This window comes from Micromonospora arida (genome assembly GCF_003857035.1).
GTDB classification, from domain to species: Bacteria; Actinomycetota; Actinomycetes; order Mycobacteriales; family Micromonosporaceae; genus Micromonospora; species Micromonospora arida.
This window is the reverse complement of record NZ_QGSY01000316.1, coordinates 1-14,696: the sequence shown is the minus strand read 5'-3', so window position 1 is coordinate 14,696 and position 14,696 is coordinate 1. Positions and strand designations below refer to the sequence as shown.

The window sequence follows — 14,696 nt, the reverse complement described above, 5'->3', positions numbered from 1 at the left end:
TACCGATCTGGTGAGGCACAGTGACGGATTCGAAGCAGACCTCTCCTGGGGTGGTGCGACCGGAGATCCAGGCATTGCGGGCGCTCGCGGTGCTCCTGGTGCTGCTGTTCCATTTCTGGCCGAACCGAATCCCGGGCGGATACGTCGGCGTCGACGTCTTCTTCGCGATCAGTGGCTTCCTCATCACCGCCCACCTCGTGCGGGAGGTGGAGAAGACCGGGTCGGTCCGCCTCCGCACCTTCTGGGCGCGCCGGATCCGGCGTCTGCTGCCGGCCTCCCTGCTCGTGCTCGTCGCCACCGCGGGGGCCGTCTTCGTCTGGGTGCCGCAGCTCTACTGGTCACAGATACTCCGCGAGATCGCGGCGGCGACGGTCTACGTCGAGAACTGGCAGCTGGCGCACGACGCCGTGGACTACCTCGCCGCGGAGAACGTCAGGTCGCCGGTGCAGCACTACTGGTCGCTGTCCGTGGAGGAGCAGTTCTACCTGGTCTGGCCCCTCCTGATCGTCCTCGCCGTCCTGGTCGCCCGCCGGATCCGGCGGACGGACCCGATCGGCGCGATCCGGGTCACGCTTGCGCTGATCGTCGCTGCCTCCTTCGCGTACTCCGTCTACGAGACGTCCGCTAACAGCGCCGCGGCCTACTTCGTGACGCCCACCCGGGCCTGGGAGTTCGGGGCCGGCGCGATGCTCGCCACGTTGCCAGGGCTCGGACGGTCGGCGAGTGACCGCACTCGGGCGGCGGTCTCCTGGTTGGGCTTGCTCCTGATCGGTGTCGCCGCTTTCCTCCTTCATTCCGGGACACCGTTCCCGGGCTACGCGGCGGCGCTTCCCGTCGTCGGTGCGCTCGCCGCCATCTGGGCCGGCGCTCCCAGCCCACGCTGGTCTCCGCTGCGGCCGATGGCCTCGACGGTGGTCCAGAAGCTCGGCGACTGGTCGTACTCCATCTACCTCTGGCACTGGCCGCCAATCGTGATCTTCGAGCTGGCGACCGGCGACAAGATGACCTGGCCGGTGAAGCTCGTCGTCATCGCCGGTGTGGTGGTGTTGGCCGCGTTGACCAAGCGCCTCGTCGAGGACCCGGTGCGGTTCGGCTTGTTCAGCGGTGGGCGGCGGCTGTGGCCGCAGTACGCGGCTGCCGCGATGTCGATGGTGCTGGTGCTCTCCGTCGTCGTCGCCGGCAACCGACTGGTCGAACAGAGCGGCAAGGCGAACAACTCACGCCTTGAGCAGTTGATGGCCGCAGGGACGCCGTGTCTCGGTGCGGGCGCGATGGTCGAGGCGCAGCGTTGCGAGCCCGGCGCCCTCGGCCAGGAGTTGTTCCCCGAGATGTCGATGCTCACCAAGGACACGGGTTCCGCGTACGACTGCTATGACCAGGAGCCGGGCGCGACACTCACGTCGTGTCGTGTCGGTTCGCAACGGGCCGACGCGACGCGCGTCGCGCTCGTGGGCGACTCGCACGCCGCCATGCTCATCCCCGCCATCGAGGGGCAGCTCGACTCGCGGAACTGGGCGGTCGACACCTACGTCGGCCGCGGCTGCATCTGGGCGAAGGTGGATGCCGTAGACCAGTCCGACCCGTGCTACGCGCGACGGAACGCGATGATGCAGCGGCTCGGCGACGGCCCGAAGTACGACCTCGTCATCGTGACCGGCAAGCGCAATGCGAGCGCCAACCCTCAGGCGGCGGCCGGCCAGATCCGCAGGTACGTCGAGGCGTGGCGCCCGGTGCTGGAGCGGGGAACCAGGATCGTCGTGGTGGCGGACAACCCGGGGCTCGGCGCGACGGACCTCGGCTGCCTGGTGGACGACGCGGCAAACGGCGGGGATCCGACGCGGTGTGCGGTCGACCGGCAGACCGCGCTCGGCACCCGGGACGCCCTTGAGGAGGCCGCGAAGCGGAGCGACGGCAAGGTGCAGATGGTGGACCTGACCGATCTGTTCTGCACCGCGACCCAGTGTCCGTTGGTGATCGGTAACGTCATCGTCTACCGCGACGCGCATCACATGACGGCGACCTACGCGCGCACCCTGGGGCCCCAACTCGTCGAGCGTGTCGCGGCACGTCTCGCACCCTGACGGCCAGCCTGCGACCCGCGCACCGCGCGATGCGTCCCAAGGGTCCGGAACGATCGGCCACGGTCGCGCGACTGCCCGCCCAGGGTGGGCGAAAGAGGGGAAATCCGCCTGCTGTCGGGACGATCAACGGGCGGGTTCGCCGCCGACCGAGGCGGCCTCTATCGGTTATGACGCTCGCGTATAGTGCCCCGAGGGATAGCGCTGAGAGGATCGTGAAATGGACATAATGCCTCGAAAGGCGGCCACTGCCCCGACCGAGGGCAGTGACCGTCGACTCGGGCGTTATCCGTGGGCCGCCGCCAGAATCATGGCAGCACTGGCCATGGCGGTTGTCGGCGTGAAGTCATTCTTCGATATCTTCGGCGAGAAGGTCGCGGCGGACACCGTGGACGCCGGAATGATCGTCACGGTCATTGGCGCCATTTTTATGGTTGGTTCTTTTGTCGCCCTGATAATCGCGGCGAAAAGATTTCCGACCACGCTGGCGCCATCCCTCATCGCAGTGCTGATCATCGGCCTGTTCTCCATCATCGGCCTCCTGGCGATACCCGCGCGGGAAGACTTCGTCCAGATCTTCGCCACGGCCGACGTACGCGAGATCTTCGGGCCACACGTCGCGCCCAAGAGCGGGGTCATCACGCAGGGCGCCCAACTCGCGGTCGGCTTTGCGCCGATCGCGTTGTTGGCGGTCATGTTCTTCAAGCCGGACTGGTTCACCCTCGAACGCCTGCGGTGGGTGCTCCTGGCCGTGATTCTCGGTGCCGTCGCGCACTCGGTGATCGCCTGGCTGCAGGTCGTCGGCGTCGTTCCGTACACCTACTTCTTCAACCTCATGAGCGGCCGGGTCGGGCGAGCTTCGGGAGGCTACTTCCATCCCGCCTCGCTCGGCCGGCTCCTGATCTTCGCGGTGTTCATCCTCTACGCCGCTGGTAACCGGCTACGGCTCAGTTCGCTGGCCCGGTACGGCATCGTCGCACTCCTGGCCGCGACCGCGGTCGTCAGCACGCACCGGATAACCATTCTCTGTGTGGCGTTGGTGATCGTCGCGTTCGAGTTGCGCCGCCTCCCCGAACTCCTCCGGCAGATCTCCGACCTGCCGTTCCGCACGGCCGTCTGGGGAGCCGCCATCCTCGTCGTCCTGATGGTCCTGGCGGCGATCCGCTGGGGGGCCTATCTCTGGGATCGTGCGCTGTTCCTGCTCACCCAGGTCGGTTCGCTCAATCCCACAAACGATGAGTTCCTGCACGGTCGCGGGCAGATCTGGTTCCGCGTGGTAGATGTGTGGCAGGACGCGCCGTGGGACGTCTGGCTCATCGGACTCGGCTATGAACCATGGAACACCCACGCCGACCCGCTGCGGATATTCGTGGTGTGGGGATTGCTCGGGCTCGCCCTGATGTCGATTATCTTCATCAACCTCTGGCGCGTCACGAAACGGGCCGTCGCGGTCGAGTCTCGATGGATGCTCACGGTCCTCTACGTTCTGACCATCATCTCCGCCCTGACGCAGAAGCCAACCTCATACTCGTACTTCATGTGGTTGTTCTTCCTTTCGCTCCTGCTTCTGGTCAGGTTCTTCCCCGCTAAGAGCGCGCCGGTAAGCGTGCCTGACGATGCTAGTGGTGATCCCAGATGAGTTCCCCCCTATTCATTTCGTGGAAGCGGTACCAGCGTCGTTCCGACGTGCTTGCGGAGGCGTTGGGCGCGGAGGTGGCCTGGCGGCCGTCCAAGGCGACGCCGAAGGCCCTGCGGCCCTTCGACTACGTCGCCCACACGAGGAACGACCTCAAGCTGATCCGCTCGCGTCGGCCATCGTTCGTGGTCGCGCAGGCGCAGCCGCACCTGTCCGCGCTGGCGCCCTACCTCGGCCGGGTTCCGTACATCGTCGACGCGCACAACGGGCAGTTCCAGTCGTGGTGGCGCCGGGTGCCCAGCACCGCCTCGATCCTGCGTGGCGCGCAACTGGTCCTGACCCATACCGCGGAGGCCGACGCCATCGCCCGCGCGGAGTTTCCAGGCCTGCGCACGCTCGTCGTGCACGACCCACTTCGGGAGATCCCACCGGCACCGCCACGGGGCTGGGTGTTCGTCGTGGCCACCGTCGCCCCGGACGAGCCGATGGACGTCCTCATCGACGCGATCGAGGCCATGCCCGACGTCCCCTTCGCGACCACCGCACCACTGCACCGGTTGCCATCGCCGCTGCGTGAGCGCGCGGAGCGCCTACCCAACCTCACCACCCTGGGCTTCCTCGACCTCCCCGACTACGAGGCGGCCGTCGCCGCCGCACGCGCGGTCGTCGTACTGACCGACCGGGACGCCACTCAGCCCAGTGGCGCCTGTGAGGCGCTGAGCGCGGGTCGACCACTGGTCCTGTCCCGTACCCAGACGACCGAAGCCCTGTTCGGAAGCTTCGCCACGCTCGTCGCCAACCAGAGCGACGCCCTGATCGAGGGCGTCCGGCAGGCCATCGCCGAGGACCCGGCCGCGGCCGGGCGGGTCGCGGCGGCCCGCGAGGCGTGGATGCGGCGGACGGAAGCCGAACTGGCGACGTTGCGATCGCACGTGCCGGCCCGAGCGACAGCGTGACGGTCGGACGATGACCGGAGTCCAGGTGCAGACCGGTACGGCGACCGCCGGCCGGTCCGGGAGCGGTATGGCACGCCGCCTCCGGCAACTGGGACTGCTCGGGGTCAGCCAGGCCGGCGTCACCGTGCTCGCGTTCCTCACCCAGGTGCTGCTCGCCCGCAGCCTGCCCAAGGCCGACTTCGGTGCCTTCATGGCGGTCATTTCCCTGGTGACGCTGGCCGGGCCCCTGGCCATCTTCGGGGTCGCCGAGTTCTGGTTGCAACGGTTCGGACGCGAGGGGCAACGGGCGTTCCGGTGGGTACGCCCGTCCATCGCGTTGGTCGTCGTCACGTCCGGTGTGCTGGTCGCCGCGCTCGTCTGCTGGGGCTTGCTCGACCGGCACGACCCCCACAACGGCAACCTGCGGATCGGTCTCGCCCCGATCATCCTGTCGCTCGTCGCCATGGCGCTGTCCGGGTCCGCTCTCCAACTGCAGGGTGCCTACGGGCGGCTCGCAGCGCTGCAGCTGGCACCGCAGGTGGGTCGGCTCCTGGTGGCCGTCCTGACTCTGGCCTTCGGGTTGTCGGCGATCATGGTGGTGCTGGGGTACGCGCTCGTGGCGGCTGTCACGGTTGCCATGAGTGTCCTGGTCCTCGCGCCGTTCTGGTACGGGCGAGCGACGCTGGAGGGGCATTCGCCAGTGCTCCGCCGGTCGACGCGGCCACCCCGGGCACGCCATCTCGTCGCCGCGACGTGGCTGTTCCTGCTGGGTAGCCTGTTCTACCAGCTCGGCATGCAGCTGGGCGTTGTCGTCTCGGCGGAGTTCCTGAGCGCGGAGTCCGCAGCGGTGCTCGCCGTTCCCATGACGCTACTGACCGCGATCTACCTTCTGCCGCGCATCGTCTACCAGCAGTACTTCCTGGCGAAGCTGCACCGCTGGTCCCGCTCCAACCGCAGCGCTGTCCTCATCGCGTACCGCGCCGGCACGGTCGGGATGATCGGTCTCGGCCTGTTCCTCGGCGCCTTCGTCGCGCTCGCCGGCCGTTACGCCATCCCGCTGATCTTCGGCGCGGAGTACCGGACGTCCGTACCGGTGATGGCCATCCTCGCGCTGGCGATCCCGCTGCGCTTCGGTTCGGCAAGTGTCGAGTCGTTGCTGATGAGCGGTGGCCTGGTGCGACAAAAGGTGCTGTACCAGGGGTTGGGCGCGCTCGCCTACCTGGCCGCGCTGGCCACCGCGATCCCACTGTTCGGTGTGGCTGGCGCCGCCTGGGCGACGGTGCTGTCCGAGGCGATCATCCTCGTCCTGTTCTGGACCCGAGCGAAGCGTGACGTCGTCGCGGGCGCGGACCTGCCCTCCTGGGCGGAGATCCGACAGATGGTCCTCAAGAGCTAGACCCGCGTCGACGGGCCGTTCCGCGGCCCCGACGCCGTGCGCCGGGGCCGCCGATGGTCAGCCCAGCGGGCCGACCTCCCGTTCGATGGCGGTGCGCAACTCAGGCCCGGCCACGACGGCACGGGCCGCCTCCATCACCGGGGCGAGGAACACGTCCGGCCCGGGCTCGCCGGCTGCCGTGCCGAGCGCGTCAACGGCCGCCCGGCCGGCGGGGGACGGCTCCAGCGGGGCGCGTAGCTGGAGGCCGCGTACGCCGGCGAGCAGCTCCACCGCGAGCAGGCTGGTCAGGTTGTCCAGCACCGTGCGCAGCTTCTTGGCCGCCGCCCAGCCCATCGAGACGTGGTCCTCCTGCATCCCGCTGGTGGGCAGCGAGTCCACCGAGGCGGGGGCGGCCAGCCGACGGTTCTCGGCGACGATCCCGGCCGCCGTGTACTGGGCGATCATCAGCCCGGAGTTGACCCCGGCGTCGGGGGAGAGGAACGCCGGCAGTTCCCGGGACCGGGTGACGTCGAGCAGCCGGTCCACCCGCCGCTCGGCGATCGCGCCCACCTCGGCGGCGGCGATGGCGAGGAAGTCCGCGGCGAAGCCGAGCGGGGCGCCGTGGAAGTTACCCGTCGACTCGACCCGCCCGTCCGGCAGCACCACCGGGTTGTCCACCACGGACACCAGCTCCCGGCCGGCTACCGTGCGGACGAAGTCCAGGGTGTCGCGGGCCGCGCCGGCCACCTGCGGCGCACAGCGCATCGAGTACGCGTCCTGCACGGCGTGCGCCAGGTCGTCGCGGTGCGAGTCCATCACCCGGGAGTTCTGCAACAGTCGGTGGATGTTCGCCGCCGACGCCGCCTGACCGGGGTGTGGCCGGATCGCGTGCAGCTCGGGCAGGAACGGTCGCTCCGAGCCGAGCATCGCCTCGATGGCCAGCGCGGCCGTCACGTCGGCCATGGCGAACAGGTGCGCCGCGTCGTGGATGGCCAGCAGCAGCATGCCGAGCATGCCGTCGGTGCCGTTGATCAGCGCCAGCCCCTCCTTGGCGGCCAGCTCGATCGGCTTGAGCCCGGCGCTGGTCAACGCGTCGGCCGCGTCCTGCCGCTCACCGTTCGGGCCGAGCACCCAGCCTTCGCCGAGCAGCACCAGCGCGCAGTGCGCCAGCGGCGCCAGGTCACCGGAGGCACCCAGCGAGCCGTGCTCCGGCACCCACGGGGTGATGTCGTGGTTGAGCAGATCAACCAGGGCTTCGGCGACCAGCGGTCGGACCCCGGAGCGGCCCAGGGCGAGGGACCGGACCCGCAGCAGCATCATGGCCCGGACCACCTCGCGCGGCATCGGAGCGCCCACCCCGGCGGCGTGTGAGCGGATCAGCGCGTGTTGCAGCTCGGCCCGCCGCTCCGGGGCGATGAAGGTGTTGGCCAACGCCCCGAAGCCGGTGGAGACCCCGTAGACGGGACGGCCCGACGACTCGATGCCGTCCACGATGGCCCGGCTGGTCGCCATCGCGTCGATGGTGGCCGGGGCGAGGACGACCGTGGCGGTGCCGCGGGCCACCGCGAGCACGTCGTCGGCGGTGATCCCGGTGGGCTGGATGGTCACGTTCGTCATTGCGGTACTCCGTTGCGTATTACCTGGCGGATCAGGGGGACACCGGGCCGGTAGGCCAGGTGCAGGTGTGACGGCGCGTCCAGGACGACGAGGTCGGCCCGCGCGCCGGGGGTGAGGACACCGATGTCGTCGCGGCGCAGCGCCCGCGCCCCACCGGCGGTGGCGGCCCAGACCGCCTCCGCCGGGGTCATCCGCATCTCCCGGACCGCGAGGGCCACGCAGAACGGCATCGACGAGGTGTACGACGAGCCCGGGTTGCAGTCCGTCGCCAGCGCCACCGTGACACCGGCGTCGAGCAGCCGGCGGGCGTCCGGGTACGGCGAGCGGGTGGAGAACTCGGCGCCGGGCAGCAGGGTGGCCACGGTGGTCGTCCCCGACCCCGACGTCGAGTCCATCCTGGTCGAGGCCAGGGCGTCCACGTCGGCGTCGCTCAGGTGTGTGCAGTGGTCGACGCTCGCCGCGCCCAGCTCCACGCCCAACTGCACCCCCGGGCCGGGGCCGAGCTGGTTGGCGTGCAGCCGTACGCCCAGCCCGGCGGCCTGACCGCAGGCCAGGATGGCGCGGGCGTGGTCGACGTCGAAGGCGCCCTGCTCGCAGAACACGTCGATCCACTTCGCGTACGGGACGGCGGCGGCCAGCATCGGCCCGCAGACCAAACCCACGTAGTCGTCGGGGCGGTCGGCGTACTCGGCGGGCACGACGTGCGCGCCCAGGAAGGTGGTCTCGGTGCTGGTCTCGGCGGCGATCCGGAGCGAGCGGGCCTCGTCGGCGACGGTCAGCCCGTACCCACTCTTGATCTCCATGGTCGTGGTGCCCTGGCGCAGCGCCTCCCCGCGCAGCCGGCGTACGGTGGCCCGCAGCTCGTCGTCGGTGGCGGCCCGGGTGGCACCGACAGTGGTCCGGATGCCGCCGCCGGTGTAGGGCTGCCCGGCCATCCGGGCGGCGAACTCGGCGGCCCGGTCCCCGGCGAAGACCAGGTGCGCGTGGCTGTCCACGAAGCCGGGCAGCACAGCGGCCCCACCGGCGTCGACGTGATGGTCGGCGGCCGGCGCGTACGCGGACGGCCCGACCCAGACCACCCGGCCCTCCTCGACCAGCACGGCGGCGTTGCGGCGGATGCCGAGTGGGCCCTCGCCGGCACCGTTGGTGACCAGCTCCCCGATGTTGTCGACCAGCAGGCTGGGGCTCATGCGGGTGTCACCGCCTCGATCGCGGACGACAGTTCGACCGGCACGTCCACTGTCAGGTGTCGGCCCTCGGCCACCACCACCCGGCCGTCCACCACCACCTGCTCGACGTCCGCCCCGCCGGCCGCGAAGAACGCGCCCGCCGGCGGCACCCCGGCGGTGCGGGCGCTGTCCAGGCGTACCGTCACCAGGTCGGCGCGGGCGCCCACCGCGATCCTCCCGGCGTCGGCCCAGCCCAGCGCGGCGTGCCCGGCGACGCTGGCCGCGTTCAGCAGGTCGAGCGGCGCGAAGTGACCACGTCGGCGGGTGCGCAGCCGCTCGTCCAGCTCGACCGCCCGGGCCTCCTCGAACAGGTCGATCACGGCGTGGCTGTCGCTGCCGAGGCTCAACCGGATGCCCGCGTCGGCCATCCGCCGGGCCGGGCCGATGCCGTCGGCGAGGTCCCGCTCGGTGGTCGGGCAGAGGCACACCCCGGTCCGGCTGTCGGCGAGCAGGGACAGGTCCGCGCTGGTGGGGTGAGTGGCGTGGACGGCTGTGGTGTGCGGCCCGAGCACGCCGTGCTCGGCGAGCAGCGCGGTGGGCGTACGCCCGTGCACGGCCCGGCACTCGTCGTTCTCGGCGGGCTGCTCGGAGAGGTGCACGTGCAGCGGTGCCTGCCGCTCCCGGGCCCAGTCGGCGACAGTGCGCAACTGCTCGGCCGGGACGGCCCGCACCGAGTGCACGGCCGCGCCGACCCGGGCGTGCGGGTCCGTCGGCTGGAACGCGGCGGCCCGCTCGGCCCACCGGCCCGCGTCGCCGTCGCCGAAGCGGCGCTGCGGCCCGGCGAGGGGTCGACCGTCCACGCTGGAGGTCAGGTAGCAGGTGTCCAGCACTGTGAGCCGGATCCCGGCGTGTGCCGCGGCCTCCACCAGCGCCGCACCCATCGCGTTCGGGTCGTCGTAGGCGCCGCCGTCCGGTCGGTGGTGCAGGTAGTGGAACTCGCCCACGCAGGTGATGCCGGTCAGCGCCATCTCGGCGTAGACGGCCCGGGCCAGAGCGAGGTAGGTCTCCGGGTCCAGCCGGTCCGCGACGGCGTACATCCGGTCCCGCCAGGTCCAGAAGTCACCCCGCCCACCGTGGGTACGCCCGCGCAGCGCCCGGTGGAAGGCGTGCGAGTGCGCGTTCGCGAGGCCGGGCAGAGTGAGGCCGGGCAACGGCACCGCGTCGGCGTACACCTCGACCCCGGCCGGTGGCCTGCTGCCTGGGGTCAGCGGCGTCACCGCGGTGATCCGGCCGTCGTCGACCTCGATCAGCACGTCGGGGGTGGGCTCGGCGTGCTCGGGCAGCCAGGCGTACTCGGCGAGCCAGCGGGTCGGTGTCACCGGCATGTCAGCTCCTCCAGCACCCGGGCCAGCGCGCGCACCCCGGCGGCGCAGTCGTCGTCGGTGGCGGCCTCGGCGGGGGAGTGCGAGACGCCGGTCGGGTTGCGCACGAAGAGCATCGCGGTGGGCAGGTACGCGGCGAGCACCCCGGCGTCGTGCCCCGCGCCGGTGGGCAGCACCGGCGCGTCGAGCAGCGTGGCCAGCCGTTTGGCCAGTCCGCCGTCGAAGGCGACCACCGGGGTGGCCGACTCCTCGGTGACGGTCACCGTCGTACCGTCGCGGCGGGCCCGCTCGGCGAGCTTGCCGCGCACCGCGTCGACAAGCCCGGTCAGCGTCTCCGGGTCGGCCGCACGGGCGTCCAGCCAGCCGGTCACCTTCGACGGGATCGCGTTGGTGGCGTTGGGTTCGACGGCGACCCGGCCCACTGTGGCGTGCGCGCCGCGCAGCCGGGCCTCCTTGTTGGCCGCCAGCACCGTGAACGCGTAGGTCAGCATCGGGTCGCGGCGGTCGGCCATCCGGGTGGTGCCCGCGTGGTTGCCCTCGCCGACGACGTCGAAGCGCCACCGGCCGTGTGGCCAGATCGCGCTGGCCACCGCGACCGGCGCGTCCGTGTCGACGAGCGCGCGGCCCTGTTCGACGTGCAATTCCACGAAGGCGCCGAACCGGCCCAGCAACTCCGGGCGGGAGCCCGCCGGCCGGTCACCAAGCGCCTCGGCGAAGCTCACACCGGCCGCGTCGCGCAGGCCGGCCGCGCGTTCGGCCGACAGCGCCCCGGTGAGCAGCCGCGACCCCAGGCACGGTACGCCGAAGCGCGCTCCCTCCTCCTCGACGAAGGCACCAAGCACCAGCGGGCGGCCAGGGGTGACGCCCGCGGCGCGCAGTTCGTCAACGGCGAGGAACGCGCTCACGATGCCGAGCGGCCCGTCGTACGCCCCGCCGTGCGGCACCGAGTCGAAGTGGCTTCCGGTGAGCACCGCGTCGGACGCCTCCGGGTCACCCCAGTGGGCGAAGAGGTTGCCGTTGCCGTCCTCGGTGACCGGCATGGCACGGCGCTCGGCCTGTGCACGGAACCAGGAGCGCAGCTCCCGCTCCGGCTCGGTCAACGCGTACCGCAGGTAGCCGCCGCTGTCGGCGTCCCGCCCGACCGGCGCGATCTCGTCCCACAGCGCCCGGAAGCGGGCGGAAAGGTCGTCGCTCACGCGGGACCCCCCTCCGTCATGGGTACCCGGACGCCGTGGCGGTCGGCGACCTCGCGAGCGCTCTCGTAGCCGGCGTCGACGTGCCGGATGACGCCCATCGCCGGGTCGTTGGTGAGCACCCGCTCGATCTTCTGACCGGCGAGGGCGGTGCCGTCGGCGACGCACACCTGCCCGGCGTGGATCGACCGGCCGATGCCCACCCCGCCGCCGTGGTGAATGGACACCCAGGAAGCCCCGCTGGCCGTGTTGACCAGGGCGTTGAGCAGCGGCCAGTCGGCGATCGCGTCGGAGCCGTCGGCCATCCCCTCGGTCTCCCGGTACGGGCTCGCGACGCTGCCGGTGTCCAGGTGGTCCCGGCCGATCACCACCGGGGCGGAGAGTTCGCCGGAGGCGACCATGTCGTTGAACCGCACACCCGCCCGGTCCCGTTCGCCCTGACCGAGCCAGCAGATCCGGGCCGGCAGGCCCTGGAAGGCGACCCGCTCACCGGCCAGCTTGATCCAACGGGCCAGCGACTCGTTCTCCGGGAACAGGTCGAGGATGGCCCGGTCGGTGGCCGCGATGTCGGCCGGGTCGCCGGAGAGCGCCGCCCACCGGAACGGGCCCCTACCCTCACAGAACAACGGCCTGATGTACGCGGGCACGAAGCCCGGGAAGTCGAAGGCGCGCTGGTAGCCGCCGAGCTGCGCCTCACCCCGGATCGAGTTTCCGTAGTCGAACACCTCGGCGCCGGCGTCGAGGAAGCCGACCATCGCCTCGACGTGCTTCGCCATCGACGCGCGGGCCCGGTCGGTGAACTCGGCCGGCTTCGCGGCGGCGTAGTCCCGGGCCTCGGCCAGCTCCACCCCCACCGGCAGGTACGCCAGTGGGTCGTGAGCGCTGGTCTGGTCGGTCACGATGTCGATCTCGACGCCCCGGTTCAGCAGGTCGGGGAAGACCTCGGCGGCGTTGCCGACCACGCCCACGCTCAGGGCCCGGCGCTCCCGCTTCGCGGCGCGGACCCGAGCGATCGCGTCGTCCAGGGAGTCGGCGACCTCATCCAGGTAGCGGTCGTGCACCCGACGGTCGAGCCGGGTGCGGTCCACGTCCACGATCAGGCAGACGCCGCCGTTCATGGTGACCGCGAGTGGCTGCGCGCCGCCCATTCCGCCGCAGCCGGCGGTCAGCGTCAGCGTGCCGGCGAGGGTGCTGTCGCTCTGCCCCTGCCCGCCGCCACGGGCGTCGGCAATCTTGGCGGCCACCGCCGCGAACGTCTCGTAGGTGCCCTGGAGGATGCCCTGGGTGCCGATGTAGATCCACGAACCGGCCGTCATCTGCCCGTACATGGTCAGGCCGAGCTGTTCGAGGCGGCGGAACTCCGGCCAGGTCGCCCAGTCGCCGACCAGGTTCGAGTTGGCCAGCAGCACCCGGGGCGCCCACTCGTGGGTGCGCATCACGCCGACCGGGCGGCCCGACTGCACGAGCATGGTCTCGTCCTCGCGCAGGTCGGTGAGCGTGCGGACCAACGCGTGGTACGACGGCCAGTCCCGCGCCGCCTTACCGGTGCCGCCGTAGACCACCAGGTCGTCGGGGCGTTCGGCCACCTCGGGGTCGAGGTTGTTCATCAACATCCGCAGGGCGGCCTCCTGCTGCCACCCGCGGGTGGTGAGCTGGCTGCCCCGTGCGGCACGAATGGGCTGGGTCATCTCTGAATCTCCTCCGGTCAACCGAGGAACAACTGTCGGCGGGCCGCGGAGGCTTCGAACGCCTCCAGTCGGCGTTGGGTGTCGGCCGGCGCGGCGTCGCAGATCGCCTGCAACAGCACCATGGCCAGGGTCATCGGGGCGGTGTGCAGGTCGAAGACGAGTTGCGCGCCGACCGCGGCGGCGAGCACCACGTCGGCGTGCTCGGTGGCTGGGCTCACCGGTGAGTCGGTGATCGCCACCACGGTCAACCCGGCGGCGCGGGCGTCGCGCAACGCGTCCAGGGTCTCCCGGGGGTAGCGGGGCAGCACGAAGGCCAGAACCGCGGACGCCCCGGCCTCGGCGGCCTGCTCCAGGCGGTCGGTGAGCAGGCTGCCGCCGTCGTCGAGGACCCGTACGTCCGGGTGCACCTTCGCCGCGAAGTAGGCGAAGTACGCGGCCAGCGGCGCGGCGGCGCGTAGACCGAGCACCGGCAGTGGGCGGCTCTCGGCGAGCAGCCGCCCGGTCTCGGCGATCCGGTCCCGGTCGGCGAGCTGACCGGTCAGTCGGTCCAGGTTGTCCATCTCGGCGCGTACCGCCTGCTGGAGCTCGTTGCCGGCGTCCGTCGATCCGGCCGACGTCGCGCTGGTCAGGTCGCGCAGCCGGCGGCGCAGCGCCGGGTAGCCGTCGTGGCCGAGCGCGACGGCGAACCGGGTCACCGACGGCTGGCTGACCCCGGCCAGCTCGGCGACCTCGGTGGCGGACAGGTACGCCACGGTGGGGGAATGCTGCACCAGACAGTGCGCGATCCGCCGCTGGGTGGGGGTGAGCCGCACCCCCTGGAACAGGTCGAGCACCTGCTCGGCCGGCACCCCGACAGCTCCTTCATTCACAGGGTGACTCTATGCATGAAAACTTTCACGAGGCAAGCGTCCGCATCGGGTTACACCGTTCGCTGAGTGGTCGGTTGGCCGACCGTCGGGCGACCAGGCGAGCGCCCCCTCTGTAGGATCCGCACGGCGGTCGAGCAGAGGAGTGCGCATGCAGTCGGTTGGCCCGTACCGGTTCACCCATATGTTGGGCACCTGCCCCGTGGGCAAAGCCTGGGCCGCCATCGACGAGCAGGGCCGGTTCGTGACCGTCGCCGTTCTGGACGCCGCCGCGGCGAACACACCGGGCTGGCGGGAAGCCTTCACCGGAACTGCCAACGCCATGTCGCAACGGCCGGGCGGCGAGGCCTTCGCGTACGCCGACTTCTTCGCCGACGAGCCGTGGGCGGCCTACCCGGCCGAGTCGGGCCCGGGGGCCGAGAAGTTGTTCCGCGCGTTGGGGCAGGAATATCACCCGGTGCCGACCGCGCAGGCGGGCGCGACCAAGCAGGACGATTCCCCGGAGCCGGTCAGCGGAGTGCCGCGGCAGCCGTCCGGGCCTCCACAGTCGGTGTCCGGCCCGCCGCATCCGGTCTCCGCACCGCCACAGCCCGTCTCCGGTGTCCCGCAGCCAACCTCCGGAGCGCCGATCGCGCCATGGGCGCTGCATTCCGGTGCGCTGCCCAGCGTGCCGCCGGCCCCGCCGCCCGCCCCGGCCCCGCCGCCCGGCGACGACGCACCCCCGTCACCGGCACCCGTGTCCGGCGCTCCGATGGAT

Annotated in this window: 10 protein-coding genes and 1 pseudogene; 5 read left to right on the top strand and 6 right to left on the bottom strand. The window is 71.4% G+C overall.

What is annotated here, in order from left to right; all coding sequences use genetic code 11:
• Window positions 1–20: 20 nt before the first annotated feature.
• The 4 genes from DLJ58_RS31435 to DLJ58_RS31420 all read left to right on the top strand — a co-directional run bounded on the left by DLJ58_RS31435 (window position 21) and on the right by DLJ58_RS31420 (window position 6,045).
• Window positions 21–2,081, top strand: coding sequence for an acyltransferase family protein (locus DLJ58_RS31435; protein ID WP_124862142.1), 2,061 nt, complete (start codon window positions 21–23; stop codon window positions 2,079–2,081).
• A gap of 217 nt (window positions 2,082–2,298) precedes the next feature.
• A complete protein-coding gene (locus tag DLJ58_RS31430; RefSeq protein WP_124862139.1) occupies window positions 2,299–3,717 on the top strand; it encodes an O-antigen ligase family protein in 1,419 nt (472 codons plus the stop codon).
• Window positions 3,714–4,670, top strand: a complete 957-nt coding sequence (locus DLJ58_RS31425; protein ID WP_124862136.1) for a glycosyltransferase — start codon at window positions 3,714–3,716, stop codon at window positions 4,668–4,670. The genes DLJ58_RS31430 and DLJ58_RS31425 overlap by 4 nt, the downstream gene beginning before the upstream one ends.
• Window positions 4,671–4,680: 10 nt before the next feature.
• Complete coding sequence (locus DLJ58_RS31420; RefSeq protein ID WP_124862133.1) at window positions 4,681–6,045, top strand: lipopolysaccharide biosynthesis protein; 1,365 nt, start codon at window positions 4,681–4,683, stop codon at window positions 6,043–6,045.
• A gap of 57 nt (window positions 6,046–6,102) precedes the next feature.
• Here the strand turns inward: DLJ58_RS31420 and hutH are convergent, their stop codons facing one another.
• From hutH to DLJ58_RS31390, 6 genes are read right to left on the bottom strand one after another with little or no spacing between them, the layout of a single operon-like run.
• Complete coding sequence (hutH, locus tag DLJ58_RS31415) at window positions 6,103–7,641, bottom strand: histidine ammonia-lyase (protein WP_124862130.1); 1,539 nt, start codon at window positions 7,639–7,641, stop codon at window positions 6,103–6,105.
• Window positions 7,638–8,831: an imidazolonepropionase gene (gene hutI, locus DLJ58_RS31410; RefSeq protein ID WP_124862127.1), complete on the bottom strand. Its 1,194-nt coding sequence runs from the start codon at window positions 8,829–8,831 to the stop codon at window positions 7,638–7,640. Before hutI ends, hutH begins: the two co-directional genes overlap by 4 nt.
• Window positions 8,828–10,195: a formimidoylglutamate deiminase gene (locus DLJ58_RS31405; protein WP_124862124.1), complete on the bottom strand. Its 1,368-nt coding sequence runs from the start codon at window positions 10,193–10,195 to the stop codon at window positions 8,828–8,830. Before DLJ58_RS31405 ends, hutI begins: the two co-directional genes overlap by 4 nt.
• On the bottom strand, window positions 10,186–11,388 hold the full coding sequence (locus tag DLJ58_RS31400; RefSeq protein ID WP_124862121.1) for an allantoate amidohydrolase: 1,203 nt from the start codon (window positions 11,386–11,388) through the stop codon (window positions 10,186–10,188). Before DLJ58_RS31400 ends, DLJ58_RS31405 begins: the two co-directional genes overlap by 10 nt.
• Window positions 11,385–13,073: a urocanate hydratase gene (hutU, locus tag DLJ58_RS31395; RefSeq protein WP_124862118.1), complete on the bottom strand. Its 1,689-nt coding sequence runs from the start codon at window positions 13,071–13,073 to the stop codon at window positions 11,385–11,387. Before hutU ends, DLJ58_RS31400 begins: the two co-directional genes overlap by 4 nt.
• Before the next feature lie 17 nt (window positions 13,074–13,090).
• A complete protein-coding gene (locus tag DLJ58_RS31390) occupies window positions 13,091–13,942 on the bottom strand; it encodes a MurR/RpiR family transcriptional regulator (RefSeq protein WP_124862115.1) in 852 nt (283 codons plus the stop codon).
• Between the two features lie 148 nt (window positions 13,943–14,090).
• Between DLJ58_RS31390 and DLJ58_RS31385 the strand changes: the two are divergent.
• A pseudogene (locus DLJ58_RS31385) lies at window positions 14,091–14,696 on the top strand (hypothetical protein); the annotation flags it as partial.